This window comes from Pseudomonas sp. S1_E05 (assembly GCF_056337105.1).
Genome location: NZ_JBFRHM010000001.1, coordinates 1,048,204 through 1,066,204 on the forward strand (window position 1 = coordinate 1,048,204; position 18,001 = coordinate 1,066,204).

Below are 18,001 nucleotides of genomic sequence, written 5' to 3' on the forward strand. Positions count from 1 at the left end.
GCTAATGTTTTTTTTAGGGGGCTGGAAAGTTGTTCAATTCTTCACTACAGACACCGCCATGTTTCAGGAAAAAACCTGGCGACGTGACGATTCCGGCAATCGACCCTATTAGAATTATATGACCCCATGGGCCCAGATTTCTGAAAAAAGTCCGATTTCGGACAGCCGTACTGTATTTCAGAAGATCCAAAATTAAGTCCATCTTTGTGTAAGCAATGCGGAGCGCGAATACTATCCAAATGGACGTCAGAAGAATCATTAGTCCACAAAAGGCGCTCGCGATGCTCATGGCAGTCGTCATTGGACAGTCTCATAGATCAACTCACCTAAATACCCTCCCCCCATACCAACAATTGTTCCACCCGCAAGTGCTCCAATTCCCACAGCAGCGAGCCCGCAAGCAACGGTAGCTACACCGCCCGTGGGCACGCCAAGTGCAATGCAGAGGATTGTTGCATTACCACCTCCTAGAACACCGCCAACTGCTGCGCTCCCTACAACCCCACCCAAAAAACTCCCGGCCTCCGTAAACTTCACCCGCTCACAAGCCTGCGCATCTCCCGCCGTGCACACATCCTGAACCTTCATATACGAAGCCCCACCCCCAATCGCCGTACCAATCCACCCGCCGTATTGAACATACCTGGACGCCTTCGCTACGCCCTCAAGATGTGTCGCGTAACCTGGTATCTGTCCCGCAACCCCAGCCTTGGTCCATTGATGCACCAGGCTTTTGGTGGAGATGCCCAGCGCGCTTTTAAGGTTAGGGTGGTCCGGGAAACCGGTGCTGATTTTGGTCAGGCCGTTCAGGCTGTTGTCCAGCATCTTCAGCAGGCGCTGGCGTTCGGCGAAGAACTCCGGCGATCGCAGATGGCCGTGGGTTTGGAATGATCTGTGGTGCAGGCTTTCCATGTCTTTGAGTAGGTACTCGAAGTTTTTCAGGTGGCTGGCAAACGAGGCAGTGGCCAAGCCAATCCCGGTCGAGCCGTGCGACAGGAAGGTGGAGATTTCCGAATAGTGACGCACCATGAAGTCTGCTTCATCAGCACTCAGCGTTTTGAGGGCGTTCTGTGTCTTGGCGGCGGCTTCCATCAGCCACGCTTCTTCACGGGTGCACTGGAAGTTGTTCGGGTCGCTGAGCACGATCATCGAGCCCGCTTTGACATCCTCACGACCCGGGTTGAGTGTCCTGAATTTGTTCATCACGGCGGCGTCGGGCGAGGGGAGTAGCGTGGTCTCAAGCGCCTGACGGGTCGTGCTTTTGGGCACGATGTAGAAGCCGGGTTCCTGGCCTGCTGGGCCACCGAATGTTGCCGGGGTCGAGCGGGTGGCTGCTGCGAATGTGGATTGTGGTGGTGCTGCGGTGTGCCGAGCCGCAATGGGCGAGACCGATTGGGTGGCCCGGCTGTGTGGTTGCGCTGCACGGCCCTCTGTTCGGTAGCTTGCCGCGGTTAAAGAGGGCACCAGCTGGGCTTTGCAGGGGCAATTGCTGGCGCTGTGCAGGGTGCCGGCCATCCGCCGACCGTTACCGCTCATAAAAGGAATGCCGCCGACGATTCCGTAGGTCTGCCCATCCACTCCACAGGAGACCCGATCACCCTCAAAGGACTGCAACAGGCCGTGCATATTGATTCGAGAGTTTCCATCCATGACCAGGCCGCCGCAGGTGGTCTTGTCGCCTTTACCGATGAAATAGCCTTCGTTCAAAGTGTTTTCTCCCTTGCATTCGGTCGCGTCCGGAACGCTTGCGACCGTCAGTCGACTCTCCGTTTTCGGATCTCAAACAGAGCCCCCAGCGAGCCTTGATCAAGCTGCTGGGGGAATAATGCGGCGGGAGCTTAAGCCAATGCAGCACGAAATCTGCGGCTTGAGGAAAGAACAGGAAAGTTCGCGGTGGCGGCGACCAAAAGTCCTACAGAAGGCGGCTGTTTAATGCCGGTGGAGCACGGTATTGGCCTTTAGCTGTTTGGCTCGATCAAAAAAGGACCCTCAGGTCCTTTTTTGATTCCACATGTTCGGTGCCAAGCTAAGCAAACGAATTGACCTGCAACTCATCCAGCCGACTGATCTTCAAGGCGCCAACAACCGCCAACTCTCAGTGATCTCCCGCCCCAACCGCCTCAGGCGCGAGACCCTTGGCACTTTGGGGCGAACTGCTCCCACCAGCCCTCGCGGCTCGGCTGCTGCTGATAGGTCTGCACCTTGTCCGCCGCGCTGCCCAGCAACTCACTGACTGTCGATTCGCGTTTGGCCACGTACGCCTCCAGCTCCTCGATGGCCTCGCTCAACACCCCGTAACCACCGGTGAACACCGCCGAGGTCATTTCCGTGGCGCAGGCCCCGGCCAGCAGGAAGCGGGCCACGTCCAGCCCGCTGCGTGCGCCGTTGGTGGCGATCAACGGGTAGTCGTCACCCATGGCCTTGCGTGTCTGCATCACCCAGCGGGCAGTCAGTGGCAGGGCCCAGCCGCCGCCGATAGCGGCGCTGGTGCCGAGCAGGGGCAGGCCGGTTTCCAGGTCGGGTATAAAGCCCATGAAGCGGCCCATCATGACCACGCTGTCGGCGCCGCCACGGCGTGCGGCCTGGGCGAGGCCGACCACGTCTTCACTTTGCCCGGTGAGCTTGATCCACAGGGGCAGGGTGGTGGCTTCGCGCAGGCGGCGCACGATGGCTTCGATGCGGGCGGCGCCGCGTTCGAGAACGATGGCGCCCTTGGCGGCTTCTTCGCCGTGGGGCGCGCCGATGTTCAGTTCCAAGACGCGCAGGCCGGCCTGCTCGATCCGTTGGGCGAATGCGGCGCATTGTTCCAGATCGCTGAGGATCAGGCTTGGAATGACGTAGGCATCCTGCAGGCGGGCTTCGCGGTCAAGCATCGCCAGTTCTTGCAGCCACTGCTCGAAGTCGCGCTGGACCAGGCCCGAGCGGCCGAACAGGCTGGCCTCGGCCGGCGGCTGGAAGTTCCAGGGCAGGCGGTTCCACTGGGCATCGAGCAGCACGTAGTCGGTCTTGTCCAGTTGCTCCTTGGCGGCAGGGGATTCGTTGGTGGATTTAGCCACCACCGCACCGGCGCCGCTGGCCAGGGCGGCTCGGATGGCGTCGGCGGTCATGGTCTGTTCACCGGCCCCGCAGATGACCGGGTTTTTCAGGGTCAGCCGGCCGATGGTGGTCGTCAGTCGCGTCATGCCAATGCCCTCACAGATTCATCAAGCGGGCAGCGTTGCCTGAGGTCATCTTGCGGATGTCCGCGTCGCTGAACTCCAGGTCGATCAACTGGCCGATCACGTTGCGAAAGCCGTCGGCGATGCCCGGGTTGCCTTGCTGGCCGAGGTCGGAGCCGAGGATGGTCAGGTCGACCGTGCCGGCCTCGATCACCTCCCGCAGGAAGGTGTCGTCGTAGAACTTGAACTTGGAACCCGGTACCCACATGCACATCGAGTGCTCCATGAATACGCCGTCACGGGCCAGTTGGCGCATGTCGTCCAGGGTCGCGTCCACTACATAGGTCGGATGGTTGACCAGCAGGCGCTTGACCCCACGCCGGCGCGCTTCCTCGAACAGCGGCCAGATCTCGCGGATGTTCAGGTGACCGGCGGAGAGCACCACATCCTGGGCGGCGATCAGGTCAAGGATGGCCTTGACCTCGTCTTTGAGTTGGTCGTTGTCGTCCAGCACGGTCAGCGGGATCGGTTGCAGCATGCGCTGGGTGGTCTGCGGGAATTTCTCGACGAACTTCTTATCCTGGTGGTGATGGGCAATGTGGTTGGCGGAAGAGAAGGTCGGCATCCACACCAGTTTCGCGCCGAGGGTCAGGCCATGTTCCACGGCATGCACGTTGAGGCCACCGACGGCGTTGTTCAGTGGAACGCCGGACAGCATGTGCACGTTCAGTTCGCTGAAGTGCTTGTTCAATATATGGGTGACCGGCGTGCAGCTGTAGTAGTGGTCCTTGAGCAGCACCGCCTTGAGCCCTGCTTCGGACGCTTCGCGCATGGCTTCGACGTGGTCGCAGTAGCGCGGCATGACCGAAGGGCCGCTGTGGCAGTGCAGGTCGATGGCGCCCTTGAGCAGGTCGTCGATGTGCGCCTGGCGTTCTGCGCTGATCGGGGTGTCGATGATTGCATTCATGGAAGGTCTCTCTTGTTGTGGTGCGGGTCAGCGGGCCGACCCGTGGAATTGACGGACTTGCTGGCTCCAGCCGGCGCGCAGCAGCGCCTGGTCGGAACCCAGGATGAAAAAGCTCACGCCGCGGGCGGCGAAGCGTTCGAGGTCTTCGAGGTTGGCGACGAACATGCCGGTGGGTTTGCCCGCCTCCTGAGCCGCGTCGAGTACCCGGCTGACGGCGTCCTCAACCCGAGGGTCGTCCAGCCGGTCAGCGCCGAAGGACACACTCAGATCGGCTCGCCCGACCAGCAGGCAGTCGATACGCGCAAGGCGAGCCAGGTCGTCGAGATGCTCCAGCGCTTCGCGGTCCTCGATTTGCGCAATGACCGCATGGCGACCGTCCTCGGCCACCAAGTGCTCGGCCAGGTTGGCGCGACCGTAGCCACCGGCCCGGGGTGAGTTGGAGAAACCCCGGGTGCCGTCGCGGTAATACATCGCCTGGAGCACCGAGTTGGCCTGGTCGGCGCTGATGATGTGCGGCAACACCAGGCCGTCGGCACCCAGGTCCAGCACCTGTTGCAAGGTAGCGGGGCGTTTGTCGGGCACGCGCACCAGACCGCCGGTGCGGGCGGCACGGCAGGCCAGCAGGCTGATGTCCAGCGCGGCGGCGTCGAAGGGCGCGTGCTCGGCGTCGAGCACCACTGCATCCAACCCGGTGTCGCCGGCAATCTCGATCACGGCGTGGCTGGGCGTCTTGATAAAGGCGCTGAGCAGACGCTCGCCCTGGCGCAGCCGGTTGGCGAAGCTCATGCCGGCTGGCCTTTGGCCGGGGCGAATTCGGCATCCTGATACTCGATCAGGTGGCGGTAGTCGTCGCGAATCGGCGAGAACACGTCGAGGTTCATTACCACTTCATCACCCAGGGGTTCTGCGTAATGCACAACGTGTGGGGGGATGCGGATCATGCTGCCCGGGCCGCCTTCGACCACTTCATCGTCCAGGTGAAAGCGCACCCGGCCCTGCACGATGATGACCAGTTGCTCGAAAGTGTGGCTGTGCGGGAACACGTCCATGCCCGGGGTCAGCCAGTTCATCACGCACAAGGTGTCGTCGCCGCGAAAGGCAACGCGCTCGACGCCTTTGCGCACGGTTTCGCGGGGCAGCTCATTCCAGTTGTGAAGCAGGGCATGGGCGAGACTCATCGGGTTTCTCCGTTTCTTTTATAAGAATGATGTTTCGTTGTGAGATAAACCTACGCCGGCTGTCAGGCCCCGGTCAAGAGACTTTTTCGACCTTGACAGCGGTCCGTCAGCAACCCTAGGATTGTGTCGTACAAAAAAACAACGTTTCTACGAAAGAAACAAAGTGAAGGAAGTGCCATCCATGCGAGTCATAGAATCCCTTTTGATCGACGGGCAATGGTCTGCCGGCAATCACCCACGCCGCGCCGATGTGTTCAATCCTGCCTCGGGCGAGGTCATCGCCCAATTGAGCCTGGCGAGTTCCACCGATCTGGATCGCGCGCTGGCGGCTGCCGCGCGTGGTTTTGAGGTGTGGCGCAAGACGTCGGCCTACGAGCGCTCCAAAGTGCTGCGCCGCGCTGCCGACCTGGTGCGTGAACGCGCCGACGAAATTGCCGCCCTGATCACCCTCGAACAGGGCAAGCCGCTGGCCGAGGCGCGCATGGAAGCCTTCGGGGCCGGTGACCACATCGACTGGTACGCCGAAGAGGGCCGTCGCGCCTACGGACGGGTGATTCCACCGCGTGCCAGCGGCGTGCGTCAGTTGGTGTTGCGCGAGCCGATTGGCCCGGTCGCGGCGTTCAGCCCGTGGAACTTCCCGGTCAGCCAACTGGTGCGCAAGATTGCCGGGGCCCTGGCCGCCGGTTGCTCGATCATCGCCAAGGGCCCGGAAGAAACCCCATCCTCGTGCATCGAACTGTGCCGTGCCTTTCAGGATGCCGGCGTGCCGGCGGGCGTGGTGAACCTGGTGTTCGGCGTGCCGGCTGAAGTGTCCGACCAGTTGATCCGCTCCGAGATCATCCGCAAGGTGTCCTTCACCGGTTCCGTGCCGGTGGGCCGCGCCCTTGGTGCCCTGGCGGGGCAGTACCTCAAACGCTGCACCCTGGAGTTGGGCGGACACGCGCCGTTTATCGTCTGCGACGACGTGGACGTCGATGCGGTCGCCACCCTGGGGGCCAACCTCAAATTCCGCAACGGCGGGCAGATCTGCGCATCGCCCACCCGCTTTATGTGCAGGCGAGTGTCTATGAGCGCTTCGTCGAAACCTTCTGCCGCGTCAGCGCCAACCTCAAGCTCGGTGATGGCCACGACGCCAGCACTCAGCTCGGCCCATTGGCCAACCCGCGTCGTGTGTCGGCAGCACAGGAATACGTAGACGATGCCCTGGCTGTCGGCGCGCAACTGCGTCTGGGTGGACAGGGCGGCGAGGGGGCCGGCTTCTACTACCCGGCCACGGTGTTGACGGAAGTACCGGAAAACGCGCGGATCATGAGCGAAGAACCGTTCGCGCCAATCGCGTCGATCGTGGCCTTTGACACCCTGGAAGAAGTGATCAGCAAGGCCAACGGCCTGCCATTTGGCCTCGCGGCATTTGCCTTCACCCGCTCGGTGCAGCGCGCCACGCTGCTGGCTGACGAGTTGCAGTCGGGCATGGTCTCGATCAACCACTTCGGCCTCGCCGCGCCAGAGACGCCGTTTGGTGGCGTCAAGGACAGCGGCTATGGCAGTGAAGGTGGCAGCGAGGGACTGGACGCCTACTTCACCACCAAATTCGTGAGCCAGGTCGGCTGATCTTTCTTCGCTTAAGAGAACAACAATAATGGAAATCTTCGATTACATCGTGATCGGAGCCGGATCGGCCGGCTGTGCGCTCAGCGCGCGGCTGGCCCAGGCTGGCAAGCAGGTGCTGCTGCTTGAAGCCGGCCCGGCCGACAATCACCCCTATGTGCATATTCCCGGTACGTTCATCCGCGTACACGGCACTCGCCGCACCTGGATGTACCGCACCGAGCCCGAGCCCTTCGTCAACCAGCGCGAAGTGTTCATTCCCCAGGGCCGCACCTTGGGCGGCGGCAGCTCGGTCAACGCGATGATCTACATTCGCGGTCAGGCCGAGGATTATGAAGATTGGAAAAACGCCGGTTGCCAGGGCTGGGGGTGGGCGGACGTGTTGCCGGTGTTTCGCCGCTGCGAAGCCAACGCCCGCCTGGGCGGTCAGTTGCACGGACAACAGGGGCCGCTGAAGGTCAGCGATCCACGGCACAAGCATTTCCTCAGCCGGGCTTTTGTCGAGGCAGCGGTAGAAGCAGGCGTGCCGGCCAACGATGACTTCAACGGGGTCAAGCAGGAAGGTGCCGGTTTCTACCAGACCACCACCGCCGACGGCCGTCGCGCCAGTTCGGCGGCGTCGTACCTGCGGCCGATGCGCAAGAACCCCAACCTCAAGGTGATGACGGGTGTTCACGTCACCCGCTTGCAGTTCGACGGTTCGCGGGTAGTGGGCGTGCAGGCGCAGGATGAGACCGGCCGTGAGTTGAGTTTCCGTGCCCGTGGCGAAGTGATCGTCAGTGCCGGAGCCATCGCTTCGCCAAAACTGCTGATGCTGTCCGGGATCGGACCCCGTGAGCATTTGCAGGCGATGGGCATCGACGTGCGGGTGGACGCTCCCGAAGTCGGTGAGAACTTCCAGGACCATCTCAGCGCATCGGTCTACGCCCAGACCCGCCAGCCCTCGAGCCTGCTCGGGCATGACCGTGGCCTGCGCGCCGTTGGCCATGGCCTGAAATACCTGGCCACGCGCACGGGCCTGCTCAGTTCCAACGTGGTGGAAAGCGGCGCGTTCGTCGATGCCACTGGCTGCGGTCGCCCGGACGTGCAATTCCACGTGGTGCCGGCGCTGGTTGGCGATATCGACCGCATGCCGCCGGCCGGCCATGGCATCTCCGTCAACCCCTGCGCGCTGCGCCCGCGATCCCGTGGCCGGCTGCGCCTGAAAAGCGCCGACCCGCTGGCGGACGTGGCACTGAACGCCAACTACCTGAGCGACCCCGAGGACATGCGCACGATGGTGGCCGGGGTGAAACTGGCCCGCAAGATCCTCCGTGCACCCGCGCTGGCCAGCGTAGTGGAGCGCATGCTCATGCTCCCGGAAAACGACGACGTGCCCGACGCGGTGTTCGAGGACTACGTGCGCACCGTTGCCAAAACCGTGTTCCATCCCGCTGGCACCTGCCGGATGGGCTCGGACGCTGCCGCCGTGGTCGACCCGACTTTGCGCGTGCGTGGCGTGCAGGGGCTGCGGGTGGCCGATGCGTCGATCATGCCGACGATCGTCAGTGGCAATACCAACGCACCTTGCATCATGATCGGCGAGCGCTGCGCCGATTTCATCCTGTCGGCCCAGGCCTGATCAGGCTCGCTTCACCAAAACAACAATTACAAAAAAAGAGTACTGCGATGAAGCTCATAGCCCGCAACACGTTCGACAACGAGCAGGACAGTGTGCTGTACAACCGCATCGCCTGGCGGTTGCTGCCGTTCCTGTTTGTGCTCTACATCATTGCCTTCCTCGACCGGGTCAACGTCGGTTTCGCCAAGTTGCAGATGTCGGCCGATATCGGTCTTAGCGACATGGCGTTCGGCTTCGGTGCCGGCGTGTTTTTCATCGGCTACTGCCTGTGCGAGATCCCCAGCAACATGATGCTGCAAAGGGTTGGCGCGCGATTCTGGATCACCCGCATCATGGTGATGTGGGGCATCCTCTCGGTGTCGATGATGTTCGTGCAGACGCCCAACCAGTTCTATGTCATGCGCTTTTTGCTGGGCATGGCCGAGGCCGGGTTTTACCCGGGGGTCGTTTTGTACATGACCTATTGGTTCCCATCCTATGCCCGGTCCCAGGCCATGGCCTGGTTCAACCTGGGGATCGCCATGGCCGGGGTGCTGGGCAGCCCACTGTCGGGCTGGATCATGCAGACCTTCGCGGGTGTGCATGGCTTGGCGGGCTGGCAATGGCTGTTCCTGATCGAGGGCACGCCAGCGGTGTTGCTGGGTATCGTGGTGTTCTTCTACCTCGATGACCGTCCGGGCAACGTCCACTGGCTGAGCCCGGAGCAAAACCAACGGGTGGTACGCCAACTGGCTGCGCAACGTCAGGCCCAGGAACATGCGGGGGCGGGGCACAATTTCCGTGCGGCGTTCGTCAACAAAGACCTGTGGCGACTGATTTACGTGAACTTTGCCCTGTTGTGCGGCACTTACGGGGTGAGCTTCTGGCTGCCGCAGATCGTCCAGGGCCTGGGCATCAAGAGCCTCACTCACACCGGGTTGATCGCGGCGATTCCGTTCGCGATTGCCTCGGTGGTGATGCTGGTGGTCAGCCGGCATTCGGACCGCACCCGCGAGCGGCGCTGGCATGGCACGCTGTGCAATCTGGCGTCGGCCGCAGGCCTGGCAATGGCGGCGTTCTTCCACGATCAACCGGTGCTGTCGCTGGCCGGCCTGAGCCTGGCGATGTCCGGCGGTCTGGCCGGGTTCTGCGTGCTCTGGGCATTGCCCGGCGTGCTGTTGACCGGCACGGCAGCTGCGGCCGGCATCGCGCTGATCGCCACCATCGGCAACCTCGGCGGCTACGCCAGCCCGTTCATGATGGGTTGGGTGAAGCAGGGAAGCGGACATCTTGAATACGGCTTGTACGTGCTGGCGGTGATGACCCTGATCGGTGCCTACACGATGTACTCGGTGAAGATGCCGCAGCAGGATCGCGCAGCCGTTTCGGCAGAACCTGCCAGTATTTGATGTCGTAGACCAACACAAGCGTTTCGCCAAGCGATACAATCGGGCTTTCTCAAAAGCCCCATGCGAGGTGAACGCTTGAACCAGGATGATGAAAAGCCCGCCAGTGGTCCGGCCTTGCTCGAGTCGGTGGAGATGGTCTTCCGCCTGCTTGACGAACTGACCGCTGCGCGGCGCCCGCTCGGGGTCACCGAGCTGGCTCAACAACTGCAGACGGCCAAGCCGCGCACCTACCGGCACTTGGCCTCGATGCGCCAGTTGGGGATCCTCGAACAGGATCCGACCACCGAGAAATACATGCTCGGTTCACGCCTGGTGGCCTACGGCGAAGCTGCCGGCGAGCAGTTCGACCTGCGCGCCATCGCCGACCCTTACCTGACCCGCATCCGCGATGCCACTGGCCAAACGGCCTTGCTGGCGGTCGCTACCCATGACACCGCGCTGGTGGTGTCCTGTGTCGAATCCAAGGCCAATGTGTGCATCTCGGTGAAACCGGGCAACCGCGTGCTGCCGTATTGCTCGGCCCAGGGCCGCACCGTGTTGGCGTTCGCCGACACCGCCAGTCAGCAGCGGGTGATGCGCCGCAAGATGCCGCAACTGACGCCCCTGACCCTGCACGAACCCGAAGCCCTGGCCCAGCGCCTGGCGTTGATTCGCGAGCGACTGTATGACGATGCGGACGGTGAGGTGACGATGGGAATCAATGCCGTGTGCTGCCCGATCTTTCGCGACAATGACCAGATCGTCGGCACCATCGGTATCGTCGGGCCGAGCGCAGCCATCCCGTCACCACCACCGGCGGCGATGTTGCGCGAGTTGCAGTCGGCGGCGGCGGAGATCAGCGAACGCTTGCACGCGGGGACCTACCAGCGCCTCTAAAAGCGCTGGCGGTTGCAGGAGCCAGATCTGGCTCCTGCGGGGGCAACGCTTAGAAGATGTTGATCGGGTACTCGGTAATCACCCGCACTTCATTGAAGTTCAGCCCACGATCGGGGCTGCGGAAACTGGCTTGGCGGATACGAAAGGACAGGTCCTTGGCCGAGCCGGATTGCACCACGTATTTGAGCTCAAGGTCGCGTTCCCAGGCGCGACCATTGTCGGTTTGCGCGGTGTGGAAATCGGTGCCGCGCAGGTAGCGGCCCATGAAGCTCAGACCCGGTATGCCGACGCCAGCAAAGTTGAAGTCGTAACGGGCCTGCCACGAACGTTCGTTCTCGTAGTTGAAGTCAGAGTACTGCACGGAGTTGGCCAAAAAAACGGTGCTGTTACCGTCCACGCCATAGGTGTAGTTGCCGGTGCCGGTCACGCGCTGATGGGCGACCGTGAACGTGTGCGGCCCAGCCGCCAAGGCGGCCGACAAACTCCAGATGCGGTTATCGAGAATGCCGCCCAATTGCCGGCCTTCACTTTTGGTGTCATACCCGTTGAAATCAAACGTGGCTGCTAAACCCTCGCTGATCGGTAACGCCAACGTGGTGCCCAGGTAATACTTGCGCCAGTAATCCTCAACATCGGAATGATAGGCGCGAACGTTCAATTGTTTATTGAAGTTATAGTTGCCGCCGAACAAATCCACCGAGGTCATGCCGCCGCTGTCGTGTTCACTTTGGTCGCGGCTGCGCAAAGCCGTGAAGTGGCCCGCGTGCAACGTCAGGTCGGGTATTTCCTTGCTCGTGACCAGCCAGCCCTGGGTGGTTTCAGGCAACAGTCGGTTATCGCTGGTGGCCAGCACCGGCAGGTTCATCAGTTGCTCGCCAAACTTGACGACTGTCTTGGAGAACCGCGCCTTCACCGCAGCGCCGCCCTTGGAATAGCTGCTCTTGGCGCCGTCGCTGTCTTCCTCCAGCAGCAGGGTGCCGCCGCCTTTGCGCCCGCCGCCGGTGTCCAGTTTCAAGCCGAGCAGGCCGATGGCGTCCACCCCGAAGCCAACGGTGCCTGGCGTATAGCCGGACTCGAAAATACCGATAAAACCCTGCGCCCATTCTTCGGAATAGTTCTGCGAAGTGCGGTCGTCGAGAAAGTTGCGATTCATGTAGAAGTTGCGCGCTTTTATCGAGAAGTGCGCATCTTCTACAAAACCACCCGTGTCGGCTATTGCATTGAAGGAAAGTGCGCAAGTAACAGCCAGTGCCAATGTGCTCTTCTTAGCATTCATGTAGTTATTTTCCAGGCGTGTGCGTGAGCGCACGGCCGACATCAAGGCGATGACGGCCGTGGTTCAAGTTCGATAAATCAATAAGTGTGTTGGCGGACGAATGGAGGGTTGGATTTATTCGCTAGGCGTTATCTCCGAAGTGTTGGATAGGGTGACTACACCAGTTGGTCGATCAGGGTTTTCTGGAAGGCGACGGTTTGCGCGTCGGGCTGCTGCGATTCGAGCATCGCCAGCAACGGGTCCTGCACCTCGGTACGCAGACCACTAAGCGCCTCGATGGCCGCCAACCCGCAGAACGGCACATAGGCTTCGGCGTAACCGCCTTCATGCACCAGCACCAGTTTGCCGCCGCACAGGCGTTCGGCCGCCTCACGGGTCAGGCGGGTCAGTTCGCGGTAACTGTCGCTGTGCAAAAGCATGCGCCCCAGCGGGTCGACGCCGCTGGCGTCATAACCGCAAGCGACGATGATCAGTTGCGGGCGATAACGCTCCAGCGCTGGCAACACGATGCGCTGCATGGCATACAGATAAGCCTCGTGGCCGCTGCCCGGCGGGAGAGGTACGTTGACGTTCAGACCGGCTCCGGCGCCGCTGCCAGTGTCGTGCTCGCCGGTGTAGCCGCGGGGATAGGCGCGCTGTTGGTGGATCGACAGCGTCAGCACATCGTCACGCTCGTAGTAGATGGTCTGGGTGCCGTTGCCGTGGTGCACGTCCCAGTCGAGCACCGCCACGCGCTCGATGCCGAAGCGCTCGCGGGCGTTCTCGATGGCGATGGCGATGTTGTTCAAATAGCAAAAACCCATGGCCTGGTCGGGCAGGGCGTGGTGGCCGGGAGGACGGCTCAGCACGTAGGCGTTGTCCAGTTCGCCTTGCAGCACCTGGTTGACCGCCGCGCTGACCAGCCCGGCCGAGACCCGGGCGACCTCGTAGGTGGCCGGGCCGACCGGTGCGCCCGGGTCGAGCAGGCCGCCGCCGTCGGCGCACAACTGGCGAAAACGTTGCAAGTACTCGGGTGTATGCACCTTGAGCATCTGCGCCATGGATACCGGCTCACCGCCGTGCTGCACCAGTGACTTGCCCAGGCCCGAGACTTCCACCAGGTTCTTCAGGCGGCGCTTGGACTCCGGTGATTCGGCGTGGGCGGCGCCCGATGGCGGCTCGACCCAGCCGCCCACCGGCAAGGTCAGGGCGAACAGGCCGCCGCTGTGCCAAAAGCAGTGTTCATCGTGAAAAAATCCGCTGTTGCTCATGTGTATTCCTTGCATCTGGGCAGGCTCAGCCTGCGGTGCCAATGGCGACGACGGGCGCGGCCTGGGAACGGACCCGGGCCATCACCAGTGCAGCGACCAGGTTCAGGGCGGCGAGGACGAACAGGCCGTACTCCAAATGCCCGCTGGCCTGCTTGATCCAACCCATCATGAACGGGCTGGCGTAGCCGCCGAGGTTGCCGACGGTGGTCATCAGGGCGATGCCGACGCCGGTGGCGGCGCCGGTCAGCAGCGTGCCAGGGATGGCCCACAGCACGTTGAATGCCGACAGGCTGCCGGCCATCGCCACGCACAGGCTGAACAGACACAACACCGGCTGATTATGGAACGTCGCGCTCATGGCCAGGCCCAGGCACGCGGCGAGGATCGACAGGGAGGCGTGCCAGCGGCGTTCGCGAGTGCGGTCCGAATGCTTGCCGACGATCAGCATGCACACCGAGCCTACGGCAAACGGTATGGCCGACAGCAGGCCTGTCTGCAACAGCGTCTGTTCACCCAGGTTGCGGATGATCTGCGGCAGCCAGAACGACACGCCGTAGGTGCCGCACAACAGAGCAAAGTTGACGAACACCAGGCACCACAACGCGCGATGGCGGAAGGCACTGCGCAAGGTGTGGGTGGCGCCGGCCTGCTCGTGCTCCTTGCGCTGGCGGTCGAGGTCGGCCACCACCTTGGCGTTCTGCGCGGCGCTGAGCCAGCGAACCTTGCCCGGACGGTCATCGAGGTAAAAGAACACCACGATGCCGAGGACCACCGCCGGCAGGCCTTCGAGCAAAAACAGCCATTGCCAGCCGGCCAGGCCGTGCATGCCGGCGAAGGTCTGCATGATCCAGCCCGACAGCGGCCCGCCGATCACACCGGCGAACCCCACGCCCAGGCTCAGGCAGGCCAAACCCTGCGATTGCGCGTACGACGGCAGCCAGTAGGTCAGGTACAGCACGATGCCAGGATAGAAGCCGGCCTCGGCCACCCCCAGCAGAAAACGCAGGATGTAGAACGACGTGGGGCTGGAGACGAACATCATCGAAGTGGAGATGATGCCCCAGACCACCATGATCCGCGCGATCCACAAACGTGCGCCGACGCGCTGCAGCATCATGTTGCTGGGGATCTCAAACAGACAGTAGCCGAGGAAGAACACCCCGGCGCCGAAGCCGAAGGCCATGTCGCTCAGGCCCACGTCGGCGGCCATCTGCAATTTGGCGAAGCCGACGTTGACGCGGTCAAGGAAGGCCACGACATAGAGCACGAAAAGGAACGGCAAGATGCGCCAGGCGATGCGGTTGTACAGCGAGCAATCCTGATCGCTGACAAAGGTAGTGCGAGAAATGAGATTCATCAGAGGCTCTCTGGAATTATCGGGCCGTCTGCGCATAACGCAGGCGGCAATGCTTTTCTGGGCAGCGAGCGGTAGAACGGGTCTTCGCTATTTTGTTTTTATCTGCGAAACGTTGTTTCTCTGAGTGGTTGCGATAGTAAGAAGCCCTCCGAGTGGCTGTCAAGGGGTGGCGGGATGAATGGGGCAACGGCTTGCGTTGCCCCAGGGTTTAGCGGCGGGATAGGGATCGCGACAGCAACAGCAGCACAGTGGCGAACAGCACCATGATGGTCGCGGCGGCCAGCAGCACCGGACTCAAGGCCTCGCGGGCGGTGGTGAACATTTCCCTCGGTAGCGTGCGTTGGTCGGGCCCGGCCAGGAACAGCGTCACCACCACTTCATCCAGCGAAGTGGCGAAGGCGAACAGGGCGCCCGAGACCAGGCCCGGCGAAATCAACGGCAAGGTCACCTGGCGCAATGTGACCCAGGGTGTCGCGCCCATACTGGCTGCCGCCCACAACAGCCGCTGGTTGAGACCGCCCAGCGCGGCGCCGACGTTGACGATGACGAAGGGCACCGCCAGTGTCGTGTGCGCCAGCACCAGCCCCAAGTAGCTGCGGGTCAGGCCGGCACTGGAGAACACGAAGTACATGCCGACGCCGACGATCACCGCCGGCACGATCATCGGCGCGATCAGTAGCACTTCAATCACGCGCTTGCCAGGCATGGAAGGATGACGCAGGCCGAGCGCCGCCAGGCCGCCGAGCAACACCGCCAGGGCGGTGCTGGTGAGGGCGATGGCAAAGCTGTTGGCCAGCGCGCCCAGCCATTGGCTGGAGCCGAAGAACTGCTCGTACCAGTGCAGGGTGAAGCTGCCCAGCGGCAGCGACATGTAGCGGTTGTCGCTGAACGACAGCGGCAAGACCACCAGAATTGGCAGCAGCAGGAATGCCAGCACCAGCACGCCACTGAGCGACAGGCCGAGGTTACCGAACCAGGCCAGTGGCCCGCGGTTGGGGTTGCGGATCATCGTTTGGCTCCTTCATGGCCGCGCCGGGCCAGGTGCGCCTGGACCAGATAAAGCAGGGTGGTGGCCACCAGCAATATCAAGCCAAGGGCCGAGGCCAGTCCCCAGTTGAGGGTGCCGGTGGTGAATTGGGCGATGTAGAAGCTGATCATCTGGTCGGCCGGCCCGCCGAGCAGCGCGGGGGTGATGTAGAAGCCCAAGGTGACGATGAACACCATCAGTGCGCCAGCCGCCAGGCCGGGCAACACCTGCGGCAGGTAGACCTGGAAGAACACCCGCAATGGCCGAGCGCCCATGGAATAGGCCGCCTGCACCAGCAGGCGATTACAGCCGGCCATGGCGGCCAGCAGTGGAAAGACCATGAATGGCAGCATCACGTGGACCAGTGCCAGGATCACCCCGAAGCGGTTGTAGAGCAGGTGCAAGGGGCTGTCGACCAGGCCAAGACGCAGCAGCCACGCGTTGACCAGGCCTTCGTCCTGCAACAGCACCATCCAGGCGGTGGTGCGCACCAGGATCGAGGTCCAGAACGGCAGCAGGATCAACAGCAGCAAGGCATTGCGGGTACGCGGCGTGCGCTTGTCGAGGAAGGCGCACAGTGGAAACGCCAGCAGCACACACACCAGCGTGGTGATCGCCGCAATACCGAAGGTGCGACCCAGGATCGCCCGGTACAGCCCGGCTTCTTCCTTGGCGACCCAACCATCACGGTAGTCGTGCTTGAGGTCCACTGCCGATAGCAGGTGATAACTGCCCACCGGACCTGTTGCGCGTTTGAAGGTCTGCCACGTCGCGTTGTCCAGCCAGCGTGGATCGAGCGCCTGCAACGAGGCCGCCGTGCCGTCCAGTTGCGCCGCTTTGCGCCGGGCCGTGGTCAGCAGGGCGCGCAACGCCGGCGCCTCATAGGCCAGGCGTCGCGCGGCTGCCGCCAGTTCCCGAGGTTGCACCTGGCGCAGGTCCTGCACCAGTGGCGCGAACAGGCGTTCATCCGGCGCCGAGGTGCCGTCCCATTTCGCCACCGCCTGGGCCGTCGCGGGCAACGCCTGGGTCAATTCGGGGTCGGCCACGGCTCGCCACAACAGCGTGCCGATAGGGCCGACGAAGGTCAGCAGCAGGAACAGCACCAACGGTGCCAGCAGGCCATAGGCCTGCCACAGCGCGACGCGGTTCTTGCGCGCCACCACCGGGATGGCGTTGTCTAAGGCGAGAGCACTCATGTGATTCCCCTGGCTCACTTGGCCGCCCAGGCGGTCCATTTGGCATTCAGTTCATCGACGCGGTCGACCCAGAAGTGGTCGTCCAGCACCAGCACGTTGGCGCTGTTCTGGGGCGCACTGGGCGAATCGGCCAAGGCTGCCGGGTCGGTGTCGGCGATGCCCTTGAGCGAGGTGATGCCGGTCGGCTGCAGGGCCGGCCAGCGCTTTTGGTTCTCGCCGTCACCCATCACTTTGAGCAGGCCGTAGGCCTTGTCGACGTTCGGCGAGTTGGCGAGGATGGCCCAGCTGTCCATGGTTTGCAGTGACTGGTTCCACACCAGCCCGAACGGTTTGTGGTCCTGGCGGATGGCATTGGTCACCCGGCCGTTGTAGGAGGTGGTCATCGCCACCTCACCAGAGGCCAGAAGTTGCATGGGCTGGCCACCGGCCTTCCAGAACAGCAACTGGCCCTTGATGCTGTCGAGCTTGTGAAAGGCGCGCTCGACACCGCCGGGCGTGCCGAGGGTCTTGTAGACGTCGGCCGGGGCCACACCGTCGGCCATCAGGGCGATTTCCAGGTTGCCCTTGGGGCCCTGGCGCAGGGCGCGTTTGCCGGGGAAGGTGGCGGTGTCGAAGAAATCGCTCCAGCCGGTGGGCGCGCGCTTGAGTTTGCTGGTGTCGTAACCGATGACGAAGTTGTAGACCGCATTGCCAATGCCGCAGGTGCTGGTGGCGCTGGGGATGTAGCTGGCCTTGCCGCCGATGCGCGCCACGTCCAGCGGCAGGAACAGGCCTTCTCCACAGCCCAGTTCCAGGTCTTCGCTCTCGACCTGCACCAGATCCCAGCCGCCGTCGTCGCTTTCGGCGCGGGTGCGCAGCAGGCCGATGCCGCCTTCCCAACTGTCGTCGACGACTTTATTGCCGCTGGCCTGAGTGTACGGTTTGAAGAAAATTTCCCGTTGCACGTCCTGATAGGCGCCGCCCCAGGAGGCCACGGTGAGGTCGCGGGCCTGGGCGCCGCTGGCGAGCAGGGCGAGCCCGCAGAGGGTGAGGATGCTGACGCGGTTACGATTGAACATGGTGTGACTCCCAGCCTTTGGAATTGGAATTGGTTGGCAGT

The 18,001-nt window shown here is 62.7% G+C and carries 14 protein-coding genes and 1 pseudogene; 4 read left to right on the plus strand and 11 right to left on the minus strand.

Going from position 1 to position 18,001, the window contains the following annotated elements:
* Positions 1-297: 297 nt before the first annotated feature.
* From AB4N33_RS04910 to AB4N33_RS04930, 5 genes are all read right to left on the minus strand, one after another.
* Positions 298-1,707: a PAAR domain-containing protein gene (locus tag AB4N33_RS04910; RefSeq protein WP_476456589.1), complete on the minus strand. Its 1,410-nt coding sequence runs from the start codon at positions 1,705-1,707 to the stop codon at positions 298-300.
* Between the two features lie 413 nt (positions 1,708-2,120).
* On the minus strand, positions 2,121-3,182 hold the full coding sequence (locus AB4N33_RS04915) for a beta/alpha barrel domain-containing protein (RefSeq protein ID WP_460123762.1): 1,062 nt from the start codon (positions 3,180-3,182) through the stop codon (positions 2,121-2,123).
* A 10-nt stretch (positions 3,183-3,192) separates the two neighbouring features.
* Positions 3,193-4,125, minus strand: a complete 933-nt coding sequence (locus AB4N33_RS04920; RefSeq protein ID WP_476456590.1) for a DUF6282 family protein — start codon at positions 4,123-4,125, stop codon at positions 3,193-3,195.
* A 27-nt stretch (positions 4,126-4,152) separates the two neighbouring features.
* Positions 4,153-4,911, minus strand: a complete 759-nt coding sequence (locus AB4N33_RS04925) for an HpcH/HpaI aldolase family protein (RefSeq protein ID WP_476456591.1) — start codon at positions 4,909-4,911, stop codon at positions 4,153-4,155.
* Complete coding sequence (locus AB4N33_RS04930; RefSeq protein ID WP_460123771.1) at positions 4,908-5,303, minus strand: cupin domain-containing protein; 396 nt, start codon at positions 5,301-5,303, stop codon at positions 4,908-4,910. The genes AB4N33_RS04925 and AB4N33_RS04930 overlap by 4 nt, the downstream gene beginning before the upstream one ends.
* A 181-nt stretch (positions 5,304-5,484) precedes the next feature.
* On the opposite strand from AB4N33_RS04930, the pseudogene AB4N33_RS04935 reads away from it, so the two are divergent.
* From AB4N33_RS04935 to AB4N33_RS04950, 4 genes and pseudogenes are all read left to right on the plus strand, one after another.
* Positions 5,485-6,914: pseudogene (locus AB4N33_RS04935) on the plus strand (NAD-dependent succinate-semialdehyde dehydrogenase).
* Between the two features lie 28 nt (positions 6,915-6,942).
* Entirely contained in the window at positions 6,943-8,532 is a 1,590-nt protein-coding gene (locus AB4N33_RS04940; RefSeq protein ID WP_476456592.1) for a GMC family oxidoreductase, read from the plus strand.
* 47 nt (positions 8,533-8,579) lie between these two features.
* Positions 8,580-9,920: an MFS transporter gene (locus tag AB4N33_RS04945; protein WP_460123780.1), complete on the plus strand. Its 1,341-nt coding sequence runs from the start codon at positions 8,580-8,582 to the stop codon at positions 9,918-9,920.
* Positions 9,921-9,995: 75 nt separating this feature from the next.
* A complete protein-coding gene (locus AB4N33_RS04950; protein WP_460123783.1) occupies positions 9,996-10,796 on the plus strand; it encodes an IclR family transcriptional regulator in 801 nt (266 codons plus the stop codon).
* Between the two features lie 49 nt (positions 10,797-10,845).
* On the opposite strand, the gene AB4N33_RS04955 is transcribed toward AB4N33_RS04950, so the two are convergent.
* The 6 genes from AB4N33_RS04955 to AB4N33_RS04980 all read right to left on the minus strand — a co-directional run bounded on the left by AB4N33_RS04955 (position 10,846) and on the right by AB4N33_RS04980 (position 17,960).
* On the minus strand, positions 10,846-12,072 hold the full coding sequence (locus AB4N33_RS04955; RefSeq protein ID WP_460123786.1) for an OprD family porin: 1,227 nt from the start codon (positions 12,070-12,072) through the stop codon (positions 10,846-10,848).
* 155 nt (positions 12,073-12,227) lie between these two features.
* Positions 12,228-13,322, minus strand: coding sequence for a class II histone deacetylase (locus tag AB4N33_RS04960; RefSeq protein WP_476456593.1), 1,095 nt, complete (start codon positions 13,320-13,322; stop codon positions 12,228-12,230).
* Between the two features lie 25 nt (positions 13,323-13,347).
* Positions 13,348-14,679 (minus strand): MFS transporter, encoded by a 1,332-nt coding sequence (locus tag AB4N33_RS04965; RefSeq protein ID WP_460123792.1) that lies wholly within the window; start codon positions 14,677-14,679, stop codon positions 13,348-13,350.
* Positions 14,680-14,887: 208 nt separating this feature from the next.
* Positions 14,888-15,685, minus strand: a complete 798-nt coding sequence (locus tag AB4N33_RS04970; protein WP_460142127.1) for an ABC transporter permease — start codon at positions 15,683-15,685, stop codon at positions 14,888-14,890.
* Positions 15,685-16,902: an ABC transporter permease gene (locus tag AB4N33_RS04975; RefSeq protein ID WP_476456594.1), complete on the minus strand. Its 1,218-nt coding sequence runs from the start codon at positions 16,900-16,902 to the stop codon at positions 15,685-15,687. Before AB4N33_RS04975 ends, AB4N33_RS04970 begins: the two co-directional genes overlap by 1 nt.
* Before the next feature lie 14 nt (positions 16,903-16,916).
* Positions 16,917-17,960 (minus strand): ABC transporter substrate-binding protein, encoded by a 1,044-nt coding sequence (locus AB4N33_RS04980; RefSeq protein WP_460123798.1) that lies wholly within the window; start codon positions 17,958-17,960, stop codon positions 16,917-16,919.
* Positions 17,961-18,001: the final 41 nt, after the last annotated feature.

Coding starts and splice junctions, on each gene's coding strand:
- AB4N33_RS04915 (WP_460123762.1), bottom strand. CDS start 3,182: ATGACGCGACTGACGACCACCATCGGCCGGCTGACCCTGAAAAACCCG.
- AB4N33_RS04920 (WP_476456590.1), bottom strand. CDS start 4,125: ATGAATGCAATCATCGACACCCCGATCAGCGCAGAACGCCAGGCGCAC.
- AB4N33_RS04925 (WP_476456591.1), bottom strand. CDS start 4,911: ATGAGCTTCGCCAACCGGCTGCGCCAGGGCGAGCGTCTGCTCAGCGCC.
- AB4N33_RS04930 (WP_460123771.1), bottom strand. CDS start 5,303: ATGAGTCTCGCCCATGCCCTGCTTCACAACTGGAATGAGCTGCCCCGC.
- AB4N33_RS04940 (WP_476456592.1), top strand. CDS start 6,943: ATGGAAATCTTCGATTACATCGTGATCGGAGCCGGATCGGCCGGCTGT.
- AB4N33_RS04945 (WP_460123780.1), top strand. CDS start 8,580: ATGAAGCTCATAGCCCGCAACACGTTCGACAACGAGCAGGACAGTGTG.
- AB4N33_RS04955 (WP_460123786.1), bottom strand. CDS start 12,072: ATGAATGCTAAGAAGAGCACATTGGCACTGGCTGTTACTTGCGCACTT.
- AB4N33_RS04960 (WP_476456593.1), bottom strand. CDS start 13,322: ATGAGCAACAGCGGATTTTTTCACGATGAACACTGCTTTTGGCACAGC.
- AB4N33_RS04965 (WP_460123792.1), bottom strand. CDS start 14,679: ATGAATCTCATTTCTCGCACTACCTTTGTCAGCGATCAGGATTGCTCG.
- AB4N33_RS04975 (WP_476456594.1), bottom strand. CDS start 16,902: ATGAGTGCTCTCGCCTTAGACAACGCCATCCCGGTGGTGGCGCGCAAG.
- AB4N33_RS04980 (WP_460123798.1), bottom strand. CDS start 17,960: ATGTTCAATCGTAACCGCGTCAGCATCCTCACCCTCTGCGGGCTCGCC.